We start from the raw sequence: 15306 nt of genomic DNA, 5'->3' as shown, positions 1-15306 counted from the left end.
TTAAAAGGAAGCGATCGAGGGATCAGAGAGGGTGGTCCTAGCGGGCCGGGAACCCTCAGAGTGCCTGCATCGGCACCCGGCTCCACGTCCTGTCCATGAAAACTGGTCCGGCTCCGGCACGGGATCGTGCCCGCAGTCACCCCAGGGATGACAACGCGCCAGACGACAGAGGGTCAGCCAACAGCCCCGAAGGGCACCGTGCTTCTGCAGCGAATCCAAAGCATAGGCCGAGCACGTCGGTACATACCGGCATCCCAACCCCGTGGGCCCAAATAAGGCCACAAACACGGGAGAGATGACCAACCGATAGCCTCGAACCATCAGGCAAAGACTTTTTGTCAGCAGGTTCATCGCGCCCATCAAATGCCGCTCAGTCTCAATTCGTGATCCGTGCCTGCTTTAAGGCAGCCAAAAAATCCCGCTCCACGTCGGAAAAAGGTTTCCGAGCGCTGGAGGGGCGGGCTACCAAAACGAGCTCCAATGCCTGGGGCAACTCGGCTTGATGCAAACGAAATGACTCGCGCATATACCTTTTCACCCGGTTCCGAACCACGGCGTTGCCAACCTTGCGGCTGACAACCACCCCAAGTCGCGGGGAAAGCCCGCTGGAACTAACGATCCAGTTCAGAACAAGACATCCCAAACTCAGGCGCCGTCCATTCGACTTGATTCGAGCAAACTCCCGGGACTGTTTAATGCGCCGCTCCGCCGGCAGAGCAAACGAGCCGCCTGGAGGAGCGTCAGACATGCAAACGCAGCTTAAACCGGAGACAGCTTCTTCCGTCCCTTGCGACGCCGGCGCGCAATCACCATACGACCGCTTTTAGATGCGCTGCGCGCCCGAAAACCATACTGCCGCTTCCGGCGCCCTTTGGAGGGTTGATACGTGCGTTTCATGTGCTCGAATTGATATCAGTCTATATATAGGTCACCTAACAGTGGTCGTCGACAGTGGTCCGCCCACCCTGCACCGACGACCCCAACCACAGGAAGACAATGCTCCCCGGGATGCAGAACGGGGGAGCCTATCAATGAAAGGGGGGGTGTCAAGCTACCATGCAAAATCAGATTGATTCTCAAAACGGGGTCGACAGACTCAGATCATGTCACGCGACGACTTTGACGCCCTGGTCAAGCGACTCGAGGAGATCTCCCAACGTAACCCATCCGGCTATGTCGTTCGCGTCGTCAGCTTGGTGCTGCTGGCCTACGGTTACCTGGGCTTGGTGCTCCTGCTCTGCATCGCGCTTACCCTGGGGACACTCTATGTGATTGTCACCTTTCACAATGCCGCCGCCATCAAGCTCGGTATCGCCGGGATTTTGATTTTCGGCGGACTGGCCTGGGCCGTCATCCGGGGATTGTGGGTCCGCTTCGAAAAACCAGAAGGAATTCCCATCTCTCGTGAGCAGGCGCCCCGATTGTTCGAGATGCTCGACCACCTTCGCAACACCCTCCAGTGCAGCTCCTTTCACGAAGTTCTGGCGGTGAACGATTACAATGCCGCGGTCATGCAAATCCCCCGCTTGGGGGTCTTTGGTTGGCATCGCAACTACCTCCTATTGGGCCTCCCACTCCTGCAAAGCCTGTCTCCCGATGAATTCAAAGCGGTGTTGGCCCACGAATTCGCTCACTCGTCCAAAGGCCACGGACGCTTCGGAAATTGGCTCTATCGGGTGCGACGCAGCTGGGAAAGGATCTTTGACCATATGGCGAGCCGCGAGGTCAGCGGAGCCGGGGTGCTCCGGGTGTTCGTGCGATGGTTCTGGCCGGTGTTCAATGCCCACGCCTTTGTACTGTCCCGCGTGAATGAGTATGAAGCGGATGCCTGTTCCGTCCGCTTGGCCGGAGCCCAATCGGCCGCCAGTGCGCTCATGCGGCTCCCTGTCGATGCCAGCCTCCTGACGGAAAAATTCTGGCCATCCCTGTATACGAAGGCCAACGACCTCAACACGCCCCCGTCCGACATGGCACAGTCCATCCGCCAGACGATCGCGGCCGGTCCCTCGCCGGAGGATGCCGCCAAGTGGCTGCGGCAGGCCTTCCTCGCCGAAACCAACAATAGCGACACCCACCCCTGCCTTAAAGACCGCCTGCGCGCAATCGGCAGCCTGCCGGAGGGGATCGAACAAGGGATCTTCCCCCAATCCGCTCCCCCCCGGTCGGGCCCCAGCGCAGCCGAAACGTTCCTCGGCGCCCACGAGGCCGTCCTCGAGACAGCCATCAGCCAGGAATGGCAGAAGTTGGTCGAACCCGGCTGGAAAGAGCGACATGCCGAAGTGCAAAAGGCCAGTGAAGAACTCGCCACTCTAGAGACCGTGGCATCGACCGAAGCGGCGGATACCGAAATTCTATGGAAAAAGGCCAATAAGTTGATTCAACTGCACGATGATTCCGTGGCACTACCCGTCGTGGAACAGATTCTAGCGCGGAATCCCGAGCATGCTTCGGCCAATTTCGTTTACGGCAGGCACCACCTGGAGAAGGACGACCCCGCGGGGATCACTTATATGGAAACCGCCATGAAGCAGGATCCCACCGTAACTCCAGAAGCTTGCAATGCGCTTTATGCCCATTTCACGCGAACCGGACAACGCGACCAACTCCGCCCCCTGGAAGAACGGATGGACCAGTTTCAGGAGGAATCTCAAAAGGCCCAAGTGGAGCGATCCAACGTGAAAGAGTCTGATACCTTCGAACCCGCCGACCTCACCGCCGCGCAACTGCAATCCGTTCAATCCATCCTAGAGTCGGAGGCCGACATCGGCTCCGCAGCCGTGGCGAAGAAAAAGGTGTCTCATTTCCCCACCAGTGCGTGCTATGTCATCGCGGTGCGATTGAGAATATCCCAATGGAAGTTCCGCAGCGAGGAGGCTAACCAGAAATTGGCGGCCCGTGTCGCTGAGAAGATCGAGCTACCCGGCCACTTCCTGGTCTTTATCGATGAGAAAGAACTCAAGGCGGTAGCGAAGAAAGTGTTCGCTGTGCCCCAAAACCCGGTCTACACGCGTCCCAAGCTGAAGTAACGGTAACGGTCCATCAACCCCATGCAGTTCCACCTCACCACCCTGCCCGGCGTCTGGCGAATCCCGTTGGATCCCCGTGCTGATGAGCGGGGGCATTTCATCAGAACCTACTGCGAGCAGGAATTCGCCGCCCACGGGCTGAACACCCGCTGGGTGCAATGCAACACCACGCTGACCCGCCAGCGCGGCATGTTGCGCGGGCTCCACTATCAAGCACATCCGCACCCCGAGATCAAATTGATCCGCTGTGTTTCCGGAGCGGTGTTCGATGTCTTGGTGGATGTCCGCCCCAACTCCGCCACCTTCGGCAAGTGGGAAGCTTTCGAGCTGAGGGCGGAACAGCCCGACCAGCTCTACGTTCCTGCCGGCTACGCGCATGGGTTCCAGTGCCTGACTGAGGATGCCGGCCTGTTCTACCAGATGTCTGAGTTCTATGTCCCCGACCTGGCCAGGGGGGTTCGCTGGGACGATCGAAAATTGGCGATCCCATGGCCGATCTCCAATCCGCAGCTTTCATCCCGGGACGCCGGACTACCCGAACTGTCCTCTCTCCAGTCATGACAACGCGCCCCTCCAGTGCCAGTCTTGGCGGCAACTTCGGTCCCGCTTAGCCAACCCCTTCGAAACTCTCATTCCATGCGCATAGCCCTCTTTGCAGCGGACCGCGTCGGACGCGACATCGTCAGCCTCTTCGCCGAACGACAACTCCGCCCCGATCTGCTCGTGCTCGACGCCGCGGACCCTCTAAAGCTGAACACCGAACTCCAAACGATGGCGAAGGCTAAGGTCGTGCTGTTAAGCGACTCCTTGAGCTCAGAGGAAGCCCTCAACACGATCCGCGCTCTCGGACTGGACCTCGGGATCCTCGCGTGGTGGCCCTATCTGCTAAAATCCTCCCTCATCAGCCTGTCCCGCTTAGGGTTTCTCAACTTCCACCCCAGCCTGCTGCCCTATAATCGGGGAAAGCACCCGAATTTTTGGAGCTTGGTCGAAGGCACGCCCTACGGAGTAACGTTGCATTTCATTACGCCCCAGATCGATGCCGGGGAGATCGCGTACCAACGTAGCATCCCGACGGGATGGGAAGACACTGCGAAAACCTTGCACGAGAAGGGGAAACAAACTTTGGTGGAGCTCTTCCGCGATCACTTCGATGAAATCGTATCCGGTCGAATTCCTCGGCGAGCCCAGGATCTGTCCGCCGGCACGTTCCACCTGGGTAAGGAACTGGAGCCCGCTTCTGAGATTGACTTGGATAAGAGTTATTCGGGACGTTCTCTGTTGAATCTGTTGAGGGCCCGTACTTATCCGCCGCATCCCGGGGCGTGGTTCAGCGACGACGGCGAAACGTACGAGGTCAGAATCGAGATTCGAAAACGCACACGATGAGCACCTTTGAAGAGCGCAATCGCGACATGATCGCCAAAATGGGCGAGGACCGGGAGCTTCATGCCCTGACTCGCCAATGGTTCGACGCCACCACGAAACACGAATACTCCTACCACTTTACCTGGATGGGACGCCCCATCATCCAGTTCCCCCAGGATGTGCTCGCGACGCAGGAGATCATCTGGAAGGTGAAGCCGGATCTCATTCTTGAGACCGGGATCGCCCACGGTGGCTCTCTGATTTTCTCCGCCTCCATGCTCGAGCTCATCGGTGGCGATGGACAGGTGCTGGGACTGGACATCGATATTCGCGCCCACAACCGGGTCGAGATCGAGAAGCATCCCATGGCCAAACGGATCACCATGATCCAAGGATCCTCGATCGATCCGCAGATCGCTCAACAAGTCTACGACTTCGCACGCGGCAAGCAGCGCATCTTGGTCATCCTGGATTCCAATCACACCCACGATCATGTTCGCGACGAGCTGAAACTCTACTCCCAACTCGTCACCAAGGATAGCTACCTCCTGGTGTTCGATACCGTCATCGAAGACCTGCAACCTTCGGCCATCGTCGACCGGCCTTGGGGCAAGGGCAACAATCCCAAGACCGCGGTGCGCGAGTTTCTCAAGACCAACAGCCGGTTCATCGTCGACGAAGAGATTCAGAACAAACTCCAGATCACGGTAGCCCCCGAGGGTTATCTCAAGTGTGTGCGGGATTAGGCCATGGAACGTATCCCTGTCTCAGGTCCTTGGATCACGGAAAAAGAGATTCGCTACGTGACCGATGCGGTCACGAACGCCTGGTATTCGCAAGCGAATGTCTACAACGACCGCTTTGAAAAGGCGTTCGCCGCTCACGTCGGCGTTCCCCATGCGATCGCTCTTCCCTCCTGCACTTCCGCCATCCATCTCGCTTTGATGGCGCTGGGTGTCGGGCCAGGCGATGAGGTGATCGTGCCCGACGGAACTTGGATTGCCTCCGCAGCCCCGATCACTTACGTCGGCGCCACCACGGTGTTCGCTGACATCGATGCCCAGAGCTGGTGTCTTTGTCCGAAGTCCTTTGAGTCCTGCATCACGCCACGCACCAAAGCGGTGATTCCGGTGGATCTCTATGGCAACATGGCCGATTGGGATGGGATTCTCGACGTGGCCAAGCGGCATCGAATCGCAGTGATTGAGGATGCCGCTGAGGCTGCCGGAGCCGAGTATCATGGACGCAAAGCGGGCAGCTTTGGCGACGCCGGCGTCTTCAGTTTCCACGGATCCAAAACCCTGACCACAGGCGAAGGGGGCATGCTGGTGACCGCCCGACAGGACATTCGCGACCGCGCACTGTTCCTCCGCGACCATGGACGACCTCCAGGTGATCGAATGTTCTACAACACGGAAGTGGCGTGGAAGTACAAGATGAGCTCCATGCAGGCCGCGTTGGGCCTGGCCCAGGTGGAGCGCATCGAGGAACTGATCGTTCGCAAGCGGGAGATTTTTTCGTGGTACCGCGATGCTCTCGGCGGCATCCCCGGCGTCCAACTCAACCAAGAAGCACCCCAGACGCGCAGCGCCTACTGGATGGTCACCGCAGTGTTAGATCCGTCCCTAGGGCTGCCCAAGGAACAGCTCATGGAGCAGCTGAGCGCCGAAGGCATCGACACCCGACCGTTCTTTCATCCACTCAGCAGCATCCCGGCCTATGCCGCCAGCGCAGAGGCGGAGAAGGCCCGCCAGCGAAATCGGGTGTGCTATCGCATCAGTCCCTACGGCATCAATCTTCCGTCGGGCCTGAACCTGCAGCCCGAGCAAGTGAAGCGCGTGTCCGAAGCCTTCAAAAAAATCCTGAGCCGCTCAGGAACCCACTAACTTGCTTCGATGAAGACTCCTCTCTTTAGCGTTCTGATTCCCACGAAAGGACGAAGTTTCCTCATCCCCAACGCCATTCGGAGCGTCCTGCAACAGACCTTCGAGGACTTCGAGGTCGTTCTCATCGACAATGACGACGGCGACGCCACGCGCCAGGCTGCTGCTGGCTTCACCGATCCACGATTTCGCTACGTGCGTTCCGGCAACCGCTCGATGCCGGACAACTGGGACTTTGCATTCGATCAAGCCAGGGCCGATTACGTTTGTCTGATCGAAGACAAACAGGCGCTGAAGCGCCACGCTCTTGAACGACTCGCCATCGAGGTCGAACGTCACAAGCCTCAATCCGTTCGCTGGCTCAACGATTTCTTCGACGATCTAACTGACACACCCCGAGTCTGGAAGAGCGAAGGAAACAACCAGGCTGAGTTCCGCTCCTCCGACGACATTTTGCGATCGTTCGTCAGCCGTCCGCGGCGTGACTATGTCCGACTGCTGCCCATCCCGCACTTCGGCTGCATTCACCAATCGCTCCTGCGAAAGATCAAGAGCGGGCCTATGGGACGGCTGTGCCCGCCGGTCTCCCCCGATTACACCCTTGCCTTTCTTCAACTGGCTTACGCCGATGCGGTCCTGCATATCCATGAGGCGTTAGTCGTGTTCGTCACCAAAAAGCACAGCAACGGACAAGCGAGCATTCTGAAACTGCCAGCCGCGCAGGCTTTCACCAAGGAACTGGGCGGCAAGGAGAGCATCTATTACGACTGGGTGCCCGTGAAGGCGCGGACGATTCCCGGGAGCATCTATAACGATTACCTGCATGTGCAGGCCCTCGTCAGAGAGCGGCTTTCCAACCACAACCTCTCGTGGCCCATGTATTTTTCCGAGAGCTACCTCGCCATGCAGCTGAGCGTCAGCTTCGGCGCGGATATGACCGTGGAGTTAGCCGAGTGGAATCGCGCCTTTGGTGAGCAACCTAGCGAGGTGCAACAAGCCACCCGTGAGATCATTGGTAAGGAATCGGGGGGCCCCTGGATCAAACGAGCGATCAAAGCGACCGGGAACGCGCTGGGAGTCCCCGCGATGGAACGAACGGTGAAAGCCTTTGTCCGCAAGCGAATCACCAAAGATCCCGCCTGGCAGTTTCCTGACGCGATGTCCTACATCGACGGCGAATACACCGCTCGGCAAGCTGCCCAGCGCGAAGCGCGCTAGCAGCAACTCCGCGCCAACGGCGCATCACCCCGCAGACTGAGGCTCCAGCTCCGGAAAAATCGCCAACGAATCCACAAGGGCTGCAAGGCCGCTCCTTTGGTAGGACGGCGATGTGATTGAATATCATCCGTCGCCATCCGCCCTTCTCAGAAGGCGGTGGCCATTTTCATCACCTGGTTCGCATTTGTAGCACCCATGGGCCGACACGGCCCACACTACAACTAGCGTCGTCCATGTTGGACGTTTTCCCAGCACCTCGAGCGCAGCGGGCCCGACTACAATTTGTGGCGACGCCCAGCCTGTCCCACACTACAATAGTGGAACCGCCATGAACCTCCCAAGACAGCTGCTGATTCGAATCGAGGCCTGGAACATGCGCAGACTGTATCTCCGCGATCTGCGAAAGCTCAGCTTGAGCTCGGCCGATAAGCTCCAGTATATGACCAACCACCTCGCCGATTTTTGGGGGCGCTTTCGTTCCTTCACAACGTCCAGGCCACCCGATATTCGAAGCTCGCTGACGGGGAATTTCTTTGGCAGCATCGAGATGGTGAGTAGGGTGCTGGCGGATGAAATGACTACTCAATCCGAAAGGCTGAAACCATCGGTCACGAGCTCGTGGACAACCTACCTGAAGAGATTCAGGGCCTTGAAGAAGGGGAAGGAGTGGAGCTGGAACTCAGTCGATGAGTGCTATTTAGCTTTCGAGGAATTCAGGAGGGCTTTGACCAGCGAAGCGTAGCTTTTTCTTGGACCAACCAGCCAAAGGTTTAGCCCTGAATCCGGTCGTACCGATTATTCCATACGTACGTATGGAATAATCGGTAGCCCGAGCAAAGCGGGCTATCGGTTGAAATGCTCGCTCTGGTGATTGGCTCCCGAGCTAGGGCTTCATTGTTCCGAAGGCGCGTAGCTGGGCACCGAAGTCTCGCAGACGCAGTTTGCGCCGTTCCCAGGCCAGGCACCCCTGATACCCCTCAGGCAATAGCTCCCTCGGTAGGAACGGATCGCACTGACAGACCGCCAGCCATGCTGCCCGTTCAGCTGCAGCCCACGATCTGCATTGCTCTGCGGCGGCTGCATCTCGCTGAGCGATCTGAGGTTGTTGAGTGAGCACGACCGAATGCTGCTCGTAAAGTTCATTGATCCGCGGAAAATCCCAACTCGTTAGCACAATCTCTGCGTCGGTTTCTCCGGTCGATGGCGAGGCTTCCAGAAGGATCAAAGACTCTACAGCAGCCCGAACCCGGGTTAAGCCAAGGCTGTCCAGGGTTACGGGATCAGGGCTCACCCACACGCTCCGCTGCAACCACCCTAGTTTGGAGTCTCGCAGCCGATCCCTGAGAGTGTTTCGAAGGGAGGTGTGGATGTTAGGAACATCGAAAAGCACCAAGTGCCAGCGTCCCTGCCAAGGTCGATTCCAGCGGGCTTCAGGATCTTCACCGCCCAGAGCACAGGAAACTCCCATCTCTGTGAGTCGAAACGCCGGCTTAAGCCCTTCCGAGTGACGCTCAATCAACTTCCTCCGTTCGAGTTCCGCGAGTTGCCTCATCATTCCGTTCCGATAGGCCCAACCCTCGAATGACTCAAAAACATGCCTGAAGCTTGGGCGCCAAAGCATGTCACAGGCCCACAACATATGGTAAAGCAGCTCCTCCGTTTTCTCCTTCATGAAGAAGGCTATCTTACGACCTGCCCCACTCGGTGGCTAGTCCTATTCAAGAGAACCAGGCGGGGCCAGGCGGGAGGCCGGTCGGTCGAAAGTCACCCCGCGAGCGAGGGACTTTACGGATTATTCCATACGTACGTACGAAATAATCGGGCAGGCGTGACCTAGGGATTTGAGGAGACAAGGAGGGCTCTGGCGGTTTGCCCTTGCTAAGTGGGCGCTGGGCAACGAAACCGGATGCGGTGCCCCCCACACGTGCAGGAACAGAAAACCGAGGGCCAACGGATTATTTAGTACGTACGTATGAAATAATCGGTGGACGGTTTTGGAAATAGGAACGAGCGCCGTCTGGCAAACATTCTCGGTGTGTTCGAATCGGACTGAATGCGTAGACTGGGCAGTCACGCGCCAGAGCGGCGCCACGACTTGCTACGGACGAGCAGAGCGACCATGCACAAAACGACCCCATAGATGGAGGGTTCGGGGATGGGGGTGGCGATGCCTGTGACGTCCACCTCACGGTATGCCGTCCCGCTGTTCTCAAACCCGCTAAAGACGAACTGCAGCCCGGACACATTCTCGGCGAGGTATCCAACTGTTGGGGTTAACTCGACTAACGTGTTGGCGGGATCGTCCAGTCCGGAGGGGTTGTAGGGGGTGATCGTATGGAGGGTGTTGAAGGTCGAAGGCGCAAACACGGTGGCATACTTCACAGAATAGCTCTGACCATCGCGACCATCATCCCAACTCGCAAAGGTACGTATGGCAGAGAGTGAATAGCCCAAGGTGTTGACGCTTGTGTCGAAGGTGAAGGTAAGGGTTACATTGTTCGGCATGACCGTATAGTTGCCGTCACCGCCCAGACCACTCGAACCATAGGTCCCGAACTGTCCGTCACTCAAACGGGAAAGATCCACGGTGTAACCGCTCTCCTCGCGGTAAAAAGCGGCGTCGCCCGACGCCGACCTCGCCGCAGAGGCAAGCTGGGTCTGGAGTAAATCGGTCGCCGAAAGCGTAAGACCACCCGGGATGGAGGCGGTAGCGGAGACATAGTCGGTTTGAACGATCTGGGCTGACGCAGTCAGCGCGGCAGCGCCAAACAAGGCGACGCTCAGACAGCAGCTGAGGCGGGAAGGGTTACCCAGAGCAAAGGGGGGAAGCATCTCGACCGCCGTACGAATAAATAAACTCATGTGTCAAGGACATCGGCCCGGAGGATCGACACTTGAGTGAATTTGCAGGATGACACCGCGAAGCCTAGAACCGGGAGTCGATTGACCACGGATTTCACTTTCGTGACAAGTTCTGCAAGGGTCCGTCCACAGGACGAAGCAGGCCGACAGTTACCGATAGTACAACGCGTTGCTGTAAACGAGGTTCCCGTCTGAGCCCTTGCGAAACTCATGGAAGGAGCGAAGCTTGAAACCTGAGCCAGTCATCATGGTTTGAACTTCCGGGAACAACGCCGATCCCTGATAGCATTCCTGGAACCACACTTCCATGAACACCAGTCGGATACGCTTCAAAGACTTGGTCCCTCCCTGAATCAACAAGCGCTCCGCCCCTTGGATGTCCACCTTCATCAAATCGATGTCGGGCAATGCTTCCTTCTCAAACAGTTCATCCAAGCTGAGAGCAGGCACCCGCACGACCCGTGCTTCGTTCATCTCCTTCTGGAAGACCCCCGCGGCGCTCGAGGCGATGGGGATCAAAGAACTGGATGGCCGATGCTGATTGACGTGGAACTCCAGGGTCCCGGATTGATCGGCTATCGCGGCGGGAATCACCTTCACCCGAGACTCTTCACGATACTTCGCCTGCAAAAGTCCGGACTGGTCAGGATCCGCCTCTACCTGCCAGACACGGTCGGGCTGGAAATAACTCAGCACACTGTCAGTGAACTCACCTTCGAACGCCCCGACATCTAGAAAATGTCGATACGGGAGGACTGGAAACGCACGGAAGAGGCGATGGGCACGCCGCAACTGCGGGTTGAGTCGAAAGAATAGCCTCTTGCCAACCGGCCAACGATCGAGGACCGGAACGCTCTCTGGGGATATCTGCGCCATGCCCCGTTAGTTGTCCACAAAGCAGCGTCCGTGGCAATACGCAGGATTTCTACGCGTGACAATCCACCGACTTCCTGGCACACAGAGCGGGCTATGAAACAGCTGATTATCACCTGCACCGTCCTGCTGAGCATGGCGATGGCACAAGTCGCCTTCGCTGCCGATGAGGCGAAGAAGGAAACCAAAACTGAGGAAAAAAAGAATACCGTGAACACTACCGAAGTCGCCGTGATTAAGACCAGTCTAGGGGAAATGGTCGTCGAGTTCTGGCCTGATGTGGCCCCCAAAACCGTTGAAAACTTCAAGACGCTGGCCAAGAAGGGCTTCTATGACGGCACCTGCTTCCACCGGGTCATCCGCGGATTCATGATCCAGGGCGGAGATCCGCTGACCAAGAAAGACGCCGACATGGCGCGTTGGGGCACCGGCGATCCCGGCTACAAGATCAAGGCCGAGTTCAACGCCAAGAATCACGATCGGGGCGTCCTGTCGATGGCACGCTCCTCGGATCCCGATTCCGCCGGCAGCCAGTTCTTCATCTGTCACGGCAGCCCCTCCCATCTGAACGGCCAATACACGGCGTTCGGAAAGCTCCTCAAGGGCGATGATGTCCTGGAGAAGATCGCCACGGTTCCCACCGTTCCTCGCGATCGTCCCGCGCAGCGCGTGAACGTGGAGAGCATCAAGATCGTGGACGCCAGCACGATCAAGTAATCGTTTTCAATCGAAGCGCGGGCGGGCTGAGGCTCCGCCCGCGCTTTTCTGCTTTATGAACCTCGAACAATTGGCGCAGGCCCTCTGCTCCCTCGGCTGCCCTCCTGAGAAAGCCGCCGAAATGGCGGCTCAGTTGGACAAGCGGGCGCGACAATTGAGCAGCCAAGAACCCCCTCGAACTTACGAGGAGGCTATGATCCATCTGCTCGGCCTCATGCGGCAGGGCTGGGCAGCAAAGGAAAAAGGCTTATGATCAAACCCTGGCCCAGCCGGAACCGCAAACAGGTAGGCGACTTTCGCATCTTCACGGTGCACAGTGATCGCAAGACCTCCCCGCGCACCGGAGAGGAACACGATTTCTTTGTAATCAACACCCGCAATTGGGTGAACATCATCGCCGTCACTCCGGATGATCACCTCGTGATGGTGGAGCAGTTCCGGCACGGATCCGAGACCGTCGAACTGGAAGTCCCAGGCGGGGTCATGGATGCCGAGGATGGATCGCCGCTGATGACAGCCGAACGCGAGCTGCGGGAAGAAACCGGGTATGCGGGAAAGCCACCGAAGCTGCTCGGGGAGATCTTTCCCAACCCGGCCATCATGAACAACCGCTGCTACACGGTGTTCGTGGAGGACTGCCAACTCAAGCATCCGACCGAGCTGGATCCAGGCGAGGATCTCGTCACGCACCTCGTTCCGCTCAAGGAGGTCCCCGACCTCGTTCGCACTGGAAAAATTCGGCACGCGATCGTGGTCGTGGCGCTGTATCACTTTGACTTGGCCCGTCGACGATAAGACCGTCTCCGGATCAGCGAGCTTAGGGGGCCTCTTCCTGGCGGATAAACCGTCGTCTAGCAGTATCGAAAAGGTTCAATGCGAGAGGATCGGCCATAGGCCCACAGAGCCGCTCGCATATCCCCCGCACCTGATGAAATTGCTGATAGGTGATCACACCCAACAGCTTCTCCCGGTTCCACGGACTGACCTGACAGGTGGCGGCAATCAGGGATTTTCCCAAAAATGTGTCGCCAAAGACCTTGAGTGCGCCTCGGACGTGGCGAGTGGCTAGCTTCCGCTCCACTTTGGCGAGCCAGGGATGGTTGTCGTTTCGTCCGAGCATCAGGTGATTAGCATCCACCAAGTCGCGAGGCGTGATCTCTTGATCGGACTTAACCAACAAACGACCTTTTCGCATCACAAAATCCCCAAAGGAATAGGCGGAGATGCGCTCAGCCTCCGCCTTGAGCAGCTCAGACTCTCCCGGGATGGGAGTTGCTGCCGGATAGCTAATGATGAGCCGTTCCTGGAATAGATCCTTAAAGCCACCGCGCCGCTTTGGATGTTGAATCGTCGGGGCAGGGTGTGACTTTCTATGTTGCAGAAACCAGTCCACGAGGGTGTCAACTTCCCGGTCCGGGTTGTAGAGCCAGTCCCAGGAGTTGTGACGCCAACCTTCCAGTTCATCATACCGATGCGGGAAGCCAAGTCGGCGAAGTTCGTCCACCATACGCCTCGACTCATCGACACTGACAAACTCGTCGTCCCGACCATGCACACACCACACCGGCACGTCCGCTAGAGCAGAAAGACCGTGCAGATCGCCCCCGCCACAAATGGGCGCAACCGCTGCCCATTGATCCGGATAGTCCATCGCCAATCGCCACGTAGCGTAGCCTCCCATTGAAAGGCCCGTGAGGTACTGTCGACATGGGTTAGTGCGGTAGTGCGCCTTAACCCAGGATATGGCATCCCAGATATCGGCTTCGCCCGGCCCTTCAAAAGCAAGATCGCCCCGGCCCAGCACGCTCAAGAGAATCACTTCCTGGTTAAACCCCCGCTGAGGAATCTCGTAACAACCCTCGGGAATCATCCGTTCATCGCCATCCATTCCATGGAGGGCGACGATAAGCGGATACTGTTTTCGAGCTGAGTAGCTCGGAGGCACCCAAAGTGCAAACGGTTGTGCCGAATCATCGATCGGCGATGAATAGGTCCGGTGCAGGTAACCCGTGGGAGGGTCGTTCCGGGCGTGCATAGGGAGGCTGGGCCATCAAGCGCTGGCCAGCCGTTCAGCAATGAACTTCTCGAGCTTGAGGGTGTCGGCCACAAAGCTCCGGATCCCTTCCGATGTCTTCTCGGTGGCCATCGCGTCCTCATTGAAAAGGAAGCGAAAACGCTTCTCATCCAAAACCAGTTTGGTTGCGTCGCTCCCCGCGGCGGCGTCAGGAGAAAGCTTACGAACCAACGGGGCCGCGGACTTCTGCAGTTCAGCGAGAAGGTTCGGGCTGATGGTCAGCAGGTCACATCCGGCGAGCTCAACGATTTCCCCGACATTACGGAAGCTGGCGCCCATCACCTCAGTGGCGTGGCCGAATTTCTTGTAATACTGGTAGATCTTCTGAACGGACTGGACGCCAGGATCCTCCGCACCAACGTAGTCCTTGCCGGTTTTGGCTTTGTGCCAATCCAGAATTCTTCCGACGAAGGGTGAGATGAGCCGAACCTTGGCATCGGCGCAAGCGATTGCCTGCGGAAGCGAAAACAGCAGGGTAAGATTACATTGAATCCCCTCTTTCTGGAGCTGTTCAGCGGCCCGAATTCCTTCCCAGGTAGAGGCAATCTTAATGAGCACTCGCTCGCGCGAAATGCCCTGGCGAGCGTAAAGATCGATGAGGTGACGCGATTTCGCTACGATTCCGTCGGCGTCAAAGGACAAGGCAGCGTCTGTCTCGGTGGAGACACGGCCCGGGACGATCTTTAAAATTTCCATCCCAAAAGCAACCAGGAGAGAATCCAAGATCTGACCCACTTTGGCCTCGGTGGAGCCCCCCGCGCCTTTGTGATCCTGCACCGCCTTGTCCACCAAGGGACGATACTCGGGCATCTGGGCGGCCTTGAGGATCAAGGTGGGGTTCGTCGTAGCATCCTGGGGCGCAAACTGCTTCAAGGTGGCGAAGTCACCGGTGTCAGCCACCACCTTGGTCATCTGTTTAAGCTGCTCCAACTGGTTGAGCGAGGAGGACTGGGGCGTTGCAGAGTTCATAGTATGATAATGGGACAGTAGGCCATAAGGATGCACCGATCCCCGATAGGAGCAAATGGGGAGATGAATGCCAATCGGATTCTTGCAAGCATGATTTATGCTAGACGGATCATTGAAGAGCGGCATGCGAAGTGCCGACGGAATACTTGGTCGCTGGGAAGGAAGCTGATGATGTTCAGATGATCTGGTGGTCCATACAACAACTCAAGGCACGCAAGCCGGAGTCGCGCATTGCGGCAGCCGAGAAGCTGGCCGCCTCGGAGAAGCCCGAGGCCATCGAGGCGTTGGCGGAAGCGGCCAATGACTCGGAGGCATC

Annotated in this window: 19 protein-coding genes; 11 read left to right on the top strand and 8 right to left on the bottom strand. The window is 57.8% G+C overall.

All coding sequences use genetic code 11. The features are described from left to right. The 3 genes from yidD to rpmH are packed head-to-tail and all read right to left on the bottom strand — an operon-like array spanning nucleotide 1 to nucleotide 897. Nucleotides 1-351 (bottom strand): membrane protein insertion efficiency factor YidD, encoded by a 351-nt coding sequence (yidD, locus tag JNN07_25410; GenBank protein MBL9171096.1) that lies wholly within the window; start codon nucleotides 349-351, stop codon nucleotides 1-3. 25 nt (nucleotides 352-376) lie between these two features. Then, complete coding sequence (gene rnpA, locus JNN07_25405) at nucleotides 377-748, bottom strand: ribonuclease P protein component (GenBank protein ID MBL9171095.1); 372 nt, start codon at nucleotides 746-748, stop codon at nucleotides 377-379. An 11-nt stretch (nucleotides 749-759) separates the two neighbouring features. Continuing rightward, nucleotides 760-897: a 50S ribosomal protein L34 gene (gene rpmH / locus JNN07_25400; protein ID MBL9171094.1), complete on the bottom strand. Its 138-nt coding sequence runs from the start codon at nucleotides 895-897 to the stop codon at nucleotides 760-762. Nucleotides 898-1103: 206 nt separating this feature from the next. On the opposite strand from rpmH, the gene JNN07_25395 reads away from it, so the two are divergent. The 7 genes from JNN07_25395 to JNN07_25365 all read left to right on the top strand — a co-directional run bounded on the left by JNN07_25395 (nucleotide 1104) and on the right by JNN07_25365 (nucleotide 8237). Then, a complete protein-coding gene (locus JNN07_25395) occupies nucleotides 1104-3026 on the top strand; it encodes a M48 family metalloprotease (GenBank protein MBL9171093.1) in 1923 nt (640 codons plus the stop codon). Between the two features lie 21 nt (nucleotides 3027-3047). After that, nucleotides 3048-3587: a dTDP-4-dehydrorhamnose 3,5-epimerase gene (rfbC, locus tag JNN07_25390; protein ID MBL9171092.1), complete on the top strand. Its 540-nt coding sequence runs from the start codon at nucleotides 3048-3050 to the stop codon at nucleotides 3585-3587. 75 nt (nucleotides 3588-3662) lie between these two features. After that, entirely contained in the window at nucleotides 3663-4415 is a 753-nt protein-coding gene (locus JNN07_25385; GenBank protein MBL9171091.1) for a hypothetical protein, read from the top strand. Further along, nucleotides 4412-5140, top strand: coding sequence for a cephalosporin hydroxylase family protein (locus JNN07_25380; protein ID MBL9171090.1), 729 nt, complete (start codon nucleotides 4412-4414; stop codon nucleotides 5138-5140). Before JNN07_25385 ends, JNN07_25380 begins: the two co-directional genes overlap by 4 nt. Before the next feature lie 3 nt (nucleotides 5141-5143). Then, on the top strand, nucleotides 5144-6280 hold the full coding sequence (locus JNN07_25375; protein MBL9171089.1) for a DegT/DnrJ/EryC1/StrS family aminotransferase: 1137 nt from the start codon (nucleotides 5144-5146) through the stop codon (nucleotides 6278-6280). Nucleotides 6281-6289: 9 nt separating this feature from the next. Continuing rightward, on the top strand, nucleotides 6290-7495 hold the full coding sequence (locus tag JNN07_25370) for a glycosyltransferase family 2 protein (GenBank protein ID MBL9171088.1): 1206 nt from the start codon (nucleotides 6290-6292) through the stop codon (nucleotides 7493-7495). Nucleotides 7496-7823: 328 nt separating this feature from the next. Then, nucleotides 7824-8237, top strand: a complete 414-nt coding sequence (locus tag JNN07_25365) for a hypothetical protein (GenBank protein ID MBL9171087.1) — start codon at nucleotides 7824-7826, stop codon at nucleotides 8235-8237. Between the two features lie 141 nt (nucleotides 8238-8378). Here JNN07_25365 and JNN07_25360 read toward each other — a convergent pair whose 3' ends face one another. The 3 genes from JNN07_25360 to JNN07_25350 form a co-directional block, all read right to left on the bottom strand. Beyond that, nucleotides 8379-9167, bottom strand: coding sequence for a hypothetical protein (locus JNN07_25360; protein MBL9171086.1), 789 nt, complete (start codon nucleotides 9165-9167; stop codon nucleotides 8379-8381). 398 nt (nucleotides 9168-9565) lie between these two features. After that, complete coding sequence (locus tag JNN07_25355) at nucleotides 9566-10357, bottom strand: hypothetical protein (GenBank protein ID MBL9171085.1); 792 nt, start codon at nucleotides 10355-10357, stop codon at nucleotides 9566-9568. A 150-nt stretch (nucleotides 10358-10507) separates the two neighbouring features. Then, the gene (locus JNN07_25350; GenBank protein MBL9171084.1) at nucleotides 10508-11233 is read right to left on the bottom strand and encodes an FkbM family methyltransferase; all 726 of its coding nucleotides are present in this window, start codon (nucleotides 11231-11233) and stop codon (nucleotides 10508-10510) included. 93 nt (nucleotides 11234-11326) lie between these two features. Between JNN07_25350 and JNN07_25345 the strand changes: the two genes are divergently transcribed. The 3 genes from JNN07_25345 to JNN07_25335 are packed head-to-tail and all read left to right on the top strand — an operon-like array spanning nucleotide 11327 to nucleotide 12742. Continuing rightward, nucleotides 11327-11947, top strand: a complete 621-nt coding sequence (locus JNN07_25345; GenBank protein ID MBL9171083.1) for a peptidylprolyl isomerase — start codon at nucleotides 11327-11329, stop codon at nucleotides 11945-11947. Nucleotides 11948-12002: 55 nt separating this feature from the next. Beyond that, nucleotides 12003-12200: a hypothetical protein gene (locus JNN07_25340; protein MBL9171082.1), complete on the top strand. Its 198-nt coding sequence runs from the start codon at nucleotides 12003-12005 to the stop codon at nucleotides 12198-12200. Beyond that, nucleotides 12197-12742, top strand: coding sequence for an NUDIX hydrolase (locus JNN07_25335; GenBank protein MBL9171081.1), 546 nt, complete (start codon nucleotides 12197-12199; stop codon nucleotides 12740-12742). The genes JNN07_25340 and JNN07_25335 overlap by 4 nt, the downstream gene beginning before the upstream one ends. A gap of 22 nt (nucleotides 12743-12764) precedes the next feature. On the opposite strand, the gene JNN07_25330 is transcribed toward JNN07_25335, so the two are convergent. Both JNN07_25330 and tal read right to left on the bottom strand, forming a co-directional pair. Further along, nucleotides 12765-13982 (bottom strand): hypothetical protein, encoded by a 1218-nt coding sequence (locus JNN07_25330; protein ID MBL9171080.1) that lies wholly within the window; start codon nucleotides 13980-13982, stop codon nucleotides 12765-12767. A 15-nt stretch (nucleotides 13983-13997) separates the two neighbouring features. Next, the gene (gene tal / locus JNN07_25325) at nucleotides 13998-14990 is read right to left on the bottom strand and encodes a transaldolase (protein MBL9171079.1); all 993 of its coding nucleotides are present in this window, start codon (nucleotides 14988-14990) and stop codon (nucleotides 13998-14000) included. A 131-nt stretch (nucleotides 14991-15121) separates the two neighbouring features. On the opposite strand from tal, the gene JNN07_25320 reads away from it, so the two are divergent. Next, nucleotides 15122-15306, top strand: a 185-nt coding sequence (locus tag JNN07_25320; protein MBL9171078.1) for a hypothetical protein, incomplete at its 3' end; no start/stop codon positions are given.

This window comes from Verrucomicrobiales bacterium, assembly GCA_016793885.1.
GTDB lineage: Bacteria > Verrucomicrobiota > Verrucomicrobiia > Limisphaerales > UBA11320 > UBA11320.
This window is presented reverse-complemented; position numbering and strand designations above follow the sequence as displayed.

What these genes read in the sequence shown, in the direction of transcription:
- yidD (MBL9171096.1), bottom strand. Translation starts at nt 351, where the DNA reads ATGAACCTGCTGACAAAAAGTCTTTGCCTGATGGTTCGAGGCTATCGG.
- rnpA (MBL9171095.1), bottom strand. Translation starts at nt 748, where the DNA reads ATGTCTGACGCTCCTCCAGGCGGCTCGTTTGCTCTGCCGGCGGAGCGG.
- rpmH (MBL9171094.1), bottom strand. Translation starts at nt 897, where the DNA reads ATGAAACGCACGTATCAACCCTCCAAAGGGCGCCGGAAGCGGCAGTAT.
- JNN07_25395 (MBL9171093.1), top strand. Translation starts at nt 1,104, where the DNA reads ATGTCACGCGACGACTTTGACGCCCTGGTCAAGCGACTCGAGGAGATC.
- rfbC (MBL9171092.1), top strand. Translation starts at nt 3,048, where the DNA reads ATGCAGTTCCACCTCACCACCCTGCCCGGCGTCTGGCGAATCCCGTTG.
- JNN07_25385 (MBL9171091.1), top strand. Translation starts at nt 3,663, where the DNA reads ATGCGCATAGCCCTCTTTGCAGCGGACCGCGTCGGACGCGACATCGTC.
- JNN07_25380 (MBL9171090.1), top strand. Translation starts at nt 4,412, where the DNA reads ATGAGCACCTTTGAAGAGCGCAATCGCGACATGATCGCCAAAATGGGC.
- JNN07_25375 (MBL9171089.1), top strand. Translation starts at nt 5,144, where the DNA reads ATGGAACGTATCCCTGTCTCAGGTCCTTGGATCACGGAAAAAGAGATT.
- JNN07_25370 (MBL9171088.1), top strand. Translation starts at nt 6,290, where the DNA reads ATGAAGACTCCTCTCTTTAGCGTTCTGATTCCCACGAAAGGACGAAGT.
- JNN07_25365 (MBL9171087.1), top strand. Translation starts at nt 7,824, where the DNA reads ATGAACCTCCCAAGACAGCTGCTGATTCGAATCGAGGCCTGGAACATG.
- JNN07_25360 (MBL9171086.1), bottom strand. Translation starts at nt 9,167, where the DNA reads ATGAAGGAGAAAACGGAGGAGCTGCTTTACCATATGTTGTGGGCCTGT.
- JNN07_25355 (MBL9171085.1), bottom strand. Translation starts at nt 10,357, where the DNA reads ATGAGTTTATTTATTCGTACGGCGGTCGAGATGCTTCCCCCCTTTGCT.
- JNN07_25350 (MBL9171084.1), bottom strand. Translation starts at nt 11,233, where the DNA reads ATGGCGCAGATATCCCCAGAGAGCGTTCCGGTCCTCGATCGTTGGCCG.
- JNN07_25345 (MBL9171083.1), top strand. Translation starts at nt 11,327, where the DNA reads ATGAAACAGCTGATTATCACCTGCACCGTCCTGCTGAGCATGGCGATG.
- JNN07_25340 (MBL9171082.1), top strand. Translation starts at nt 12,003, where the DNA reads ATGAACCTCGAACAATTGGCGCAGGCCCTCTGCTCCCTCGGCTGCCCT.
- JNN07_25335 (MBL9171081.1), top strand. Translation starts at nt 12,197, where the DNA reads ATGATCAAACCCTGGCCCAGCCGGAACCGCAAACAGGTAGGCGACTTT.
- JNN07_25330 (MBL9171080.1), bottom strand. Translation starts at nt 13,982, where the DNA reads ATGCACGCCCGGAACGACCCTCCCACGGGTTACCTGCACCGGACCTAT.
- tal (MBL9171079.1), bottom strand. Translation starts at nt 14,990, where the DNA reads ATGAACTCTGCAACGCCCCAGTCCTCCTCGCTCAACCAGTTGGAGCAG.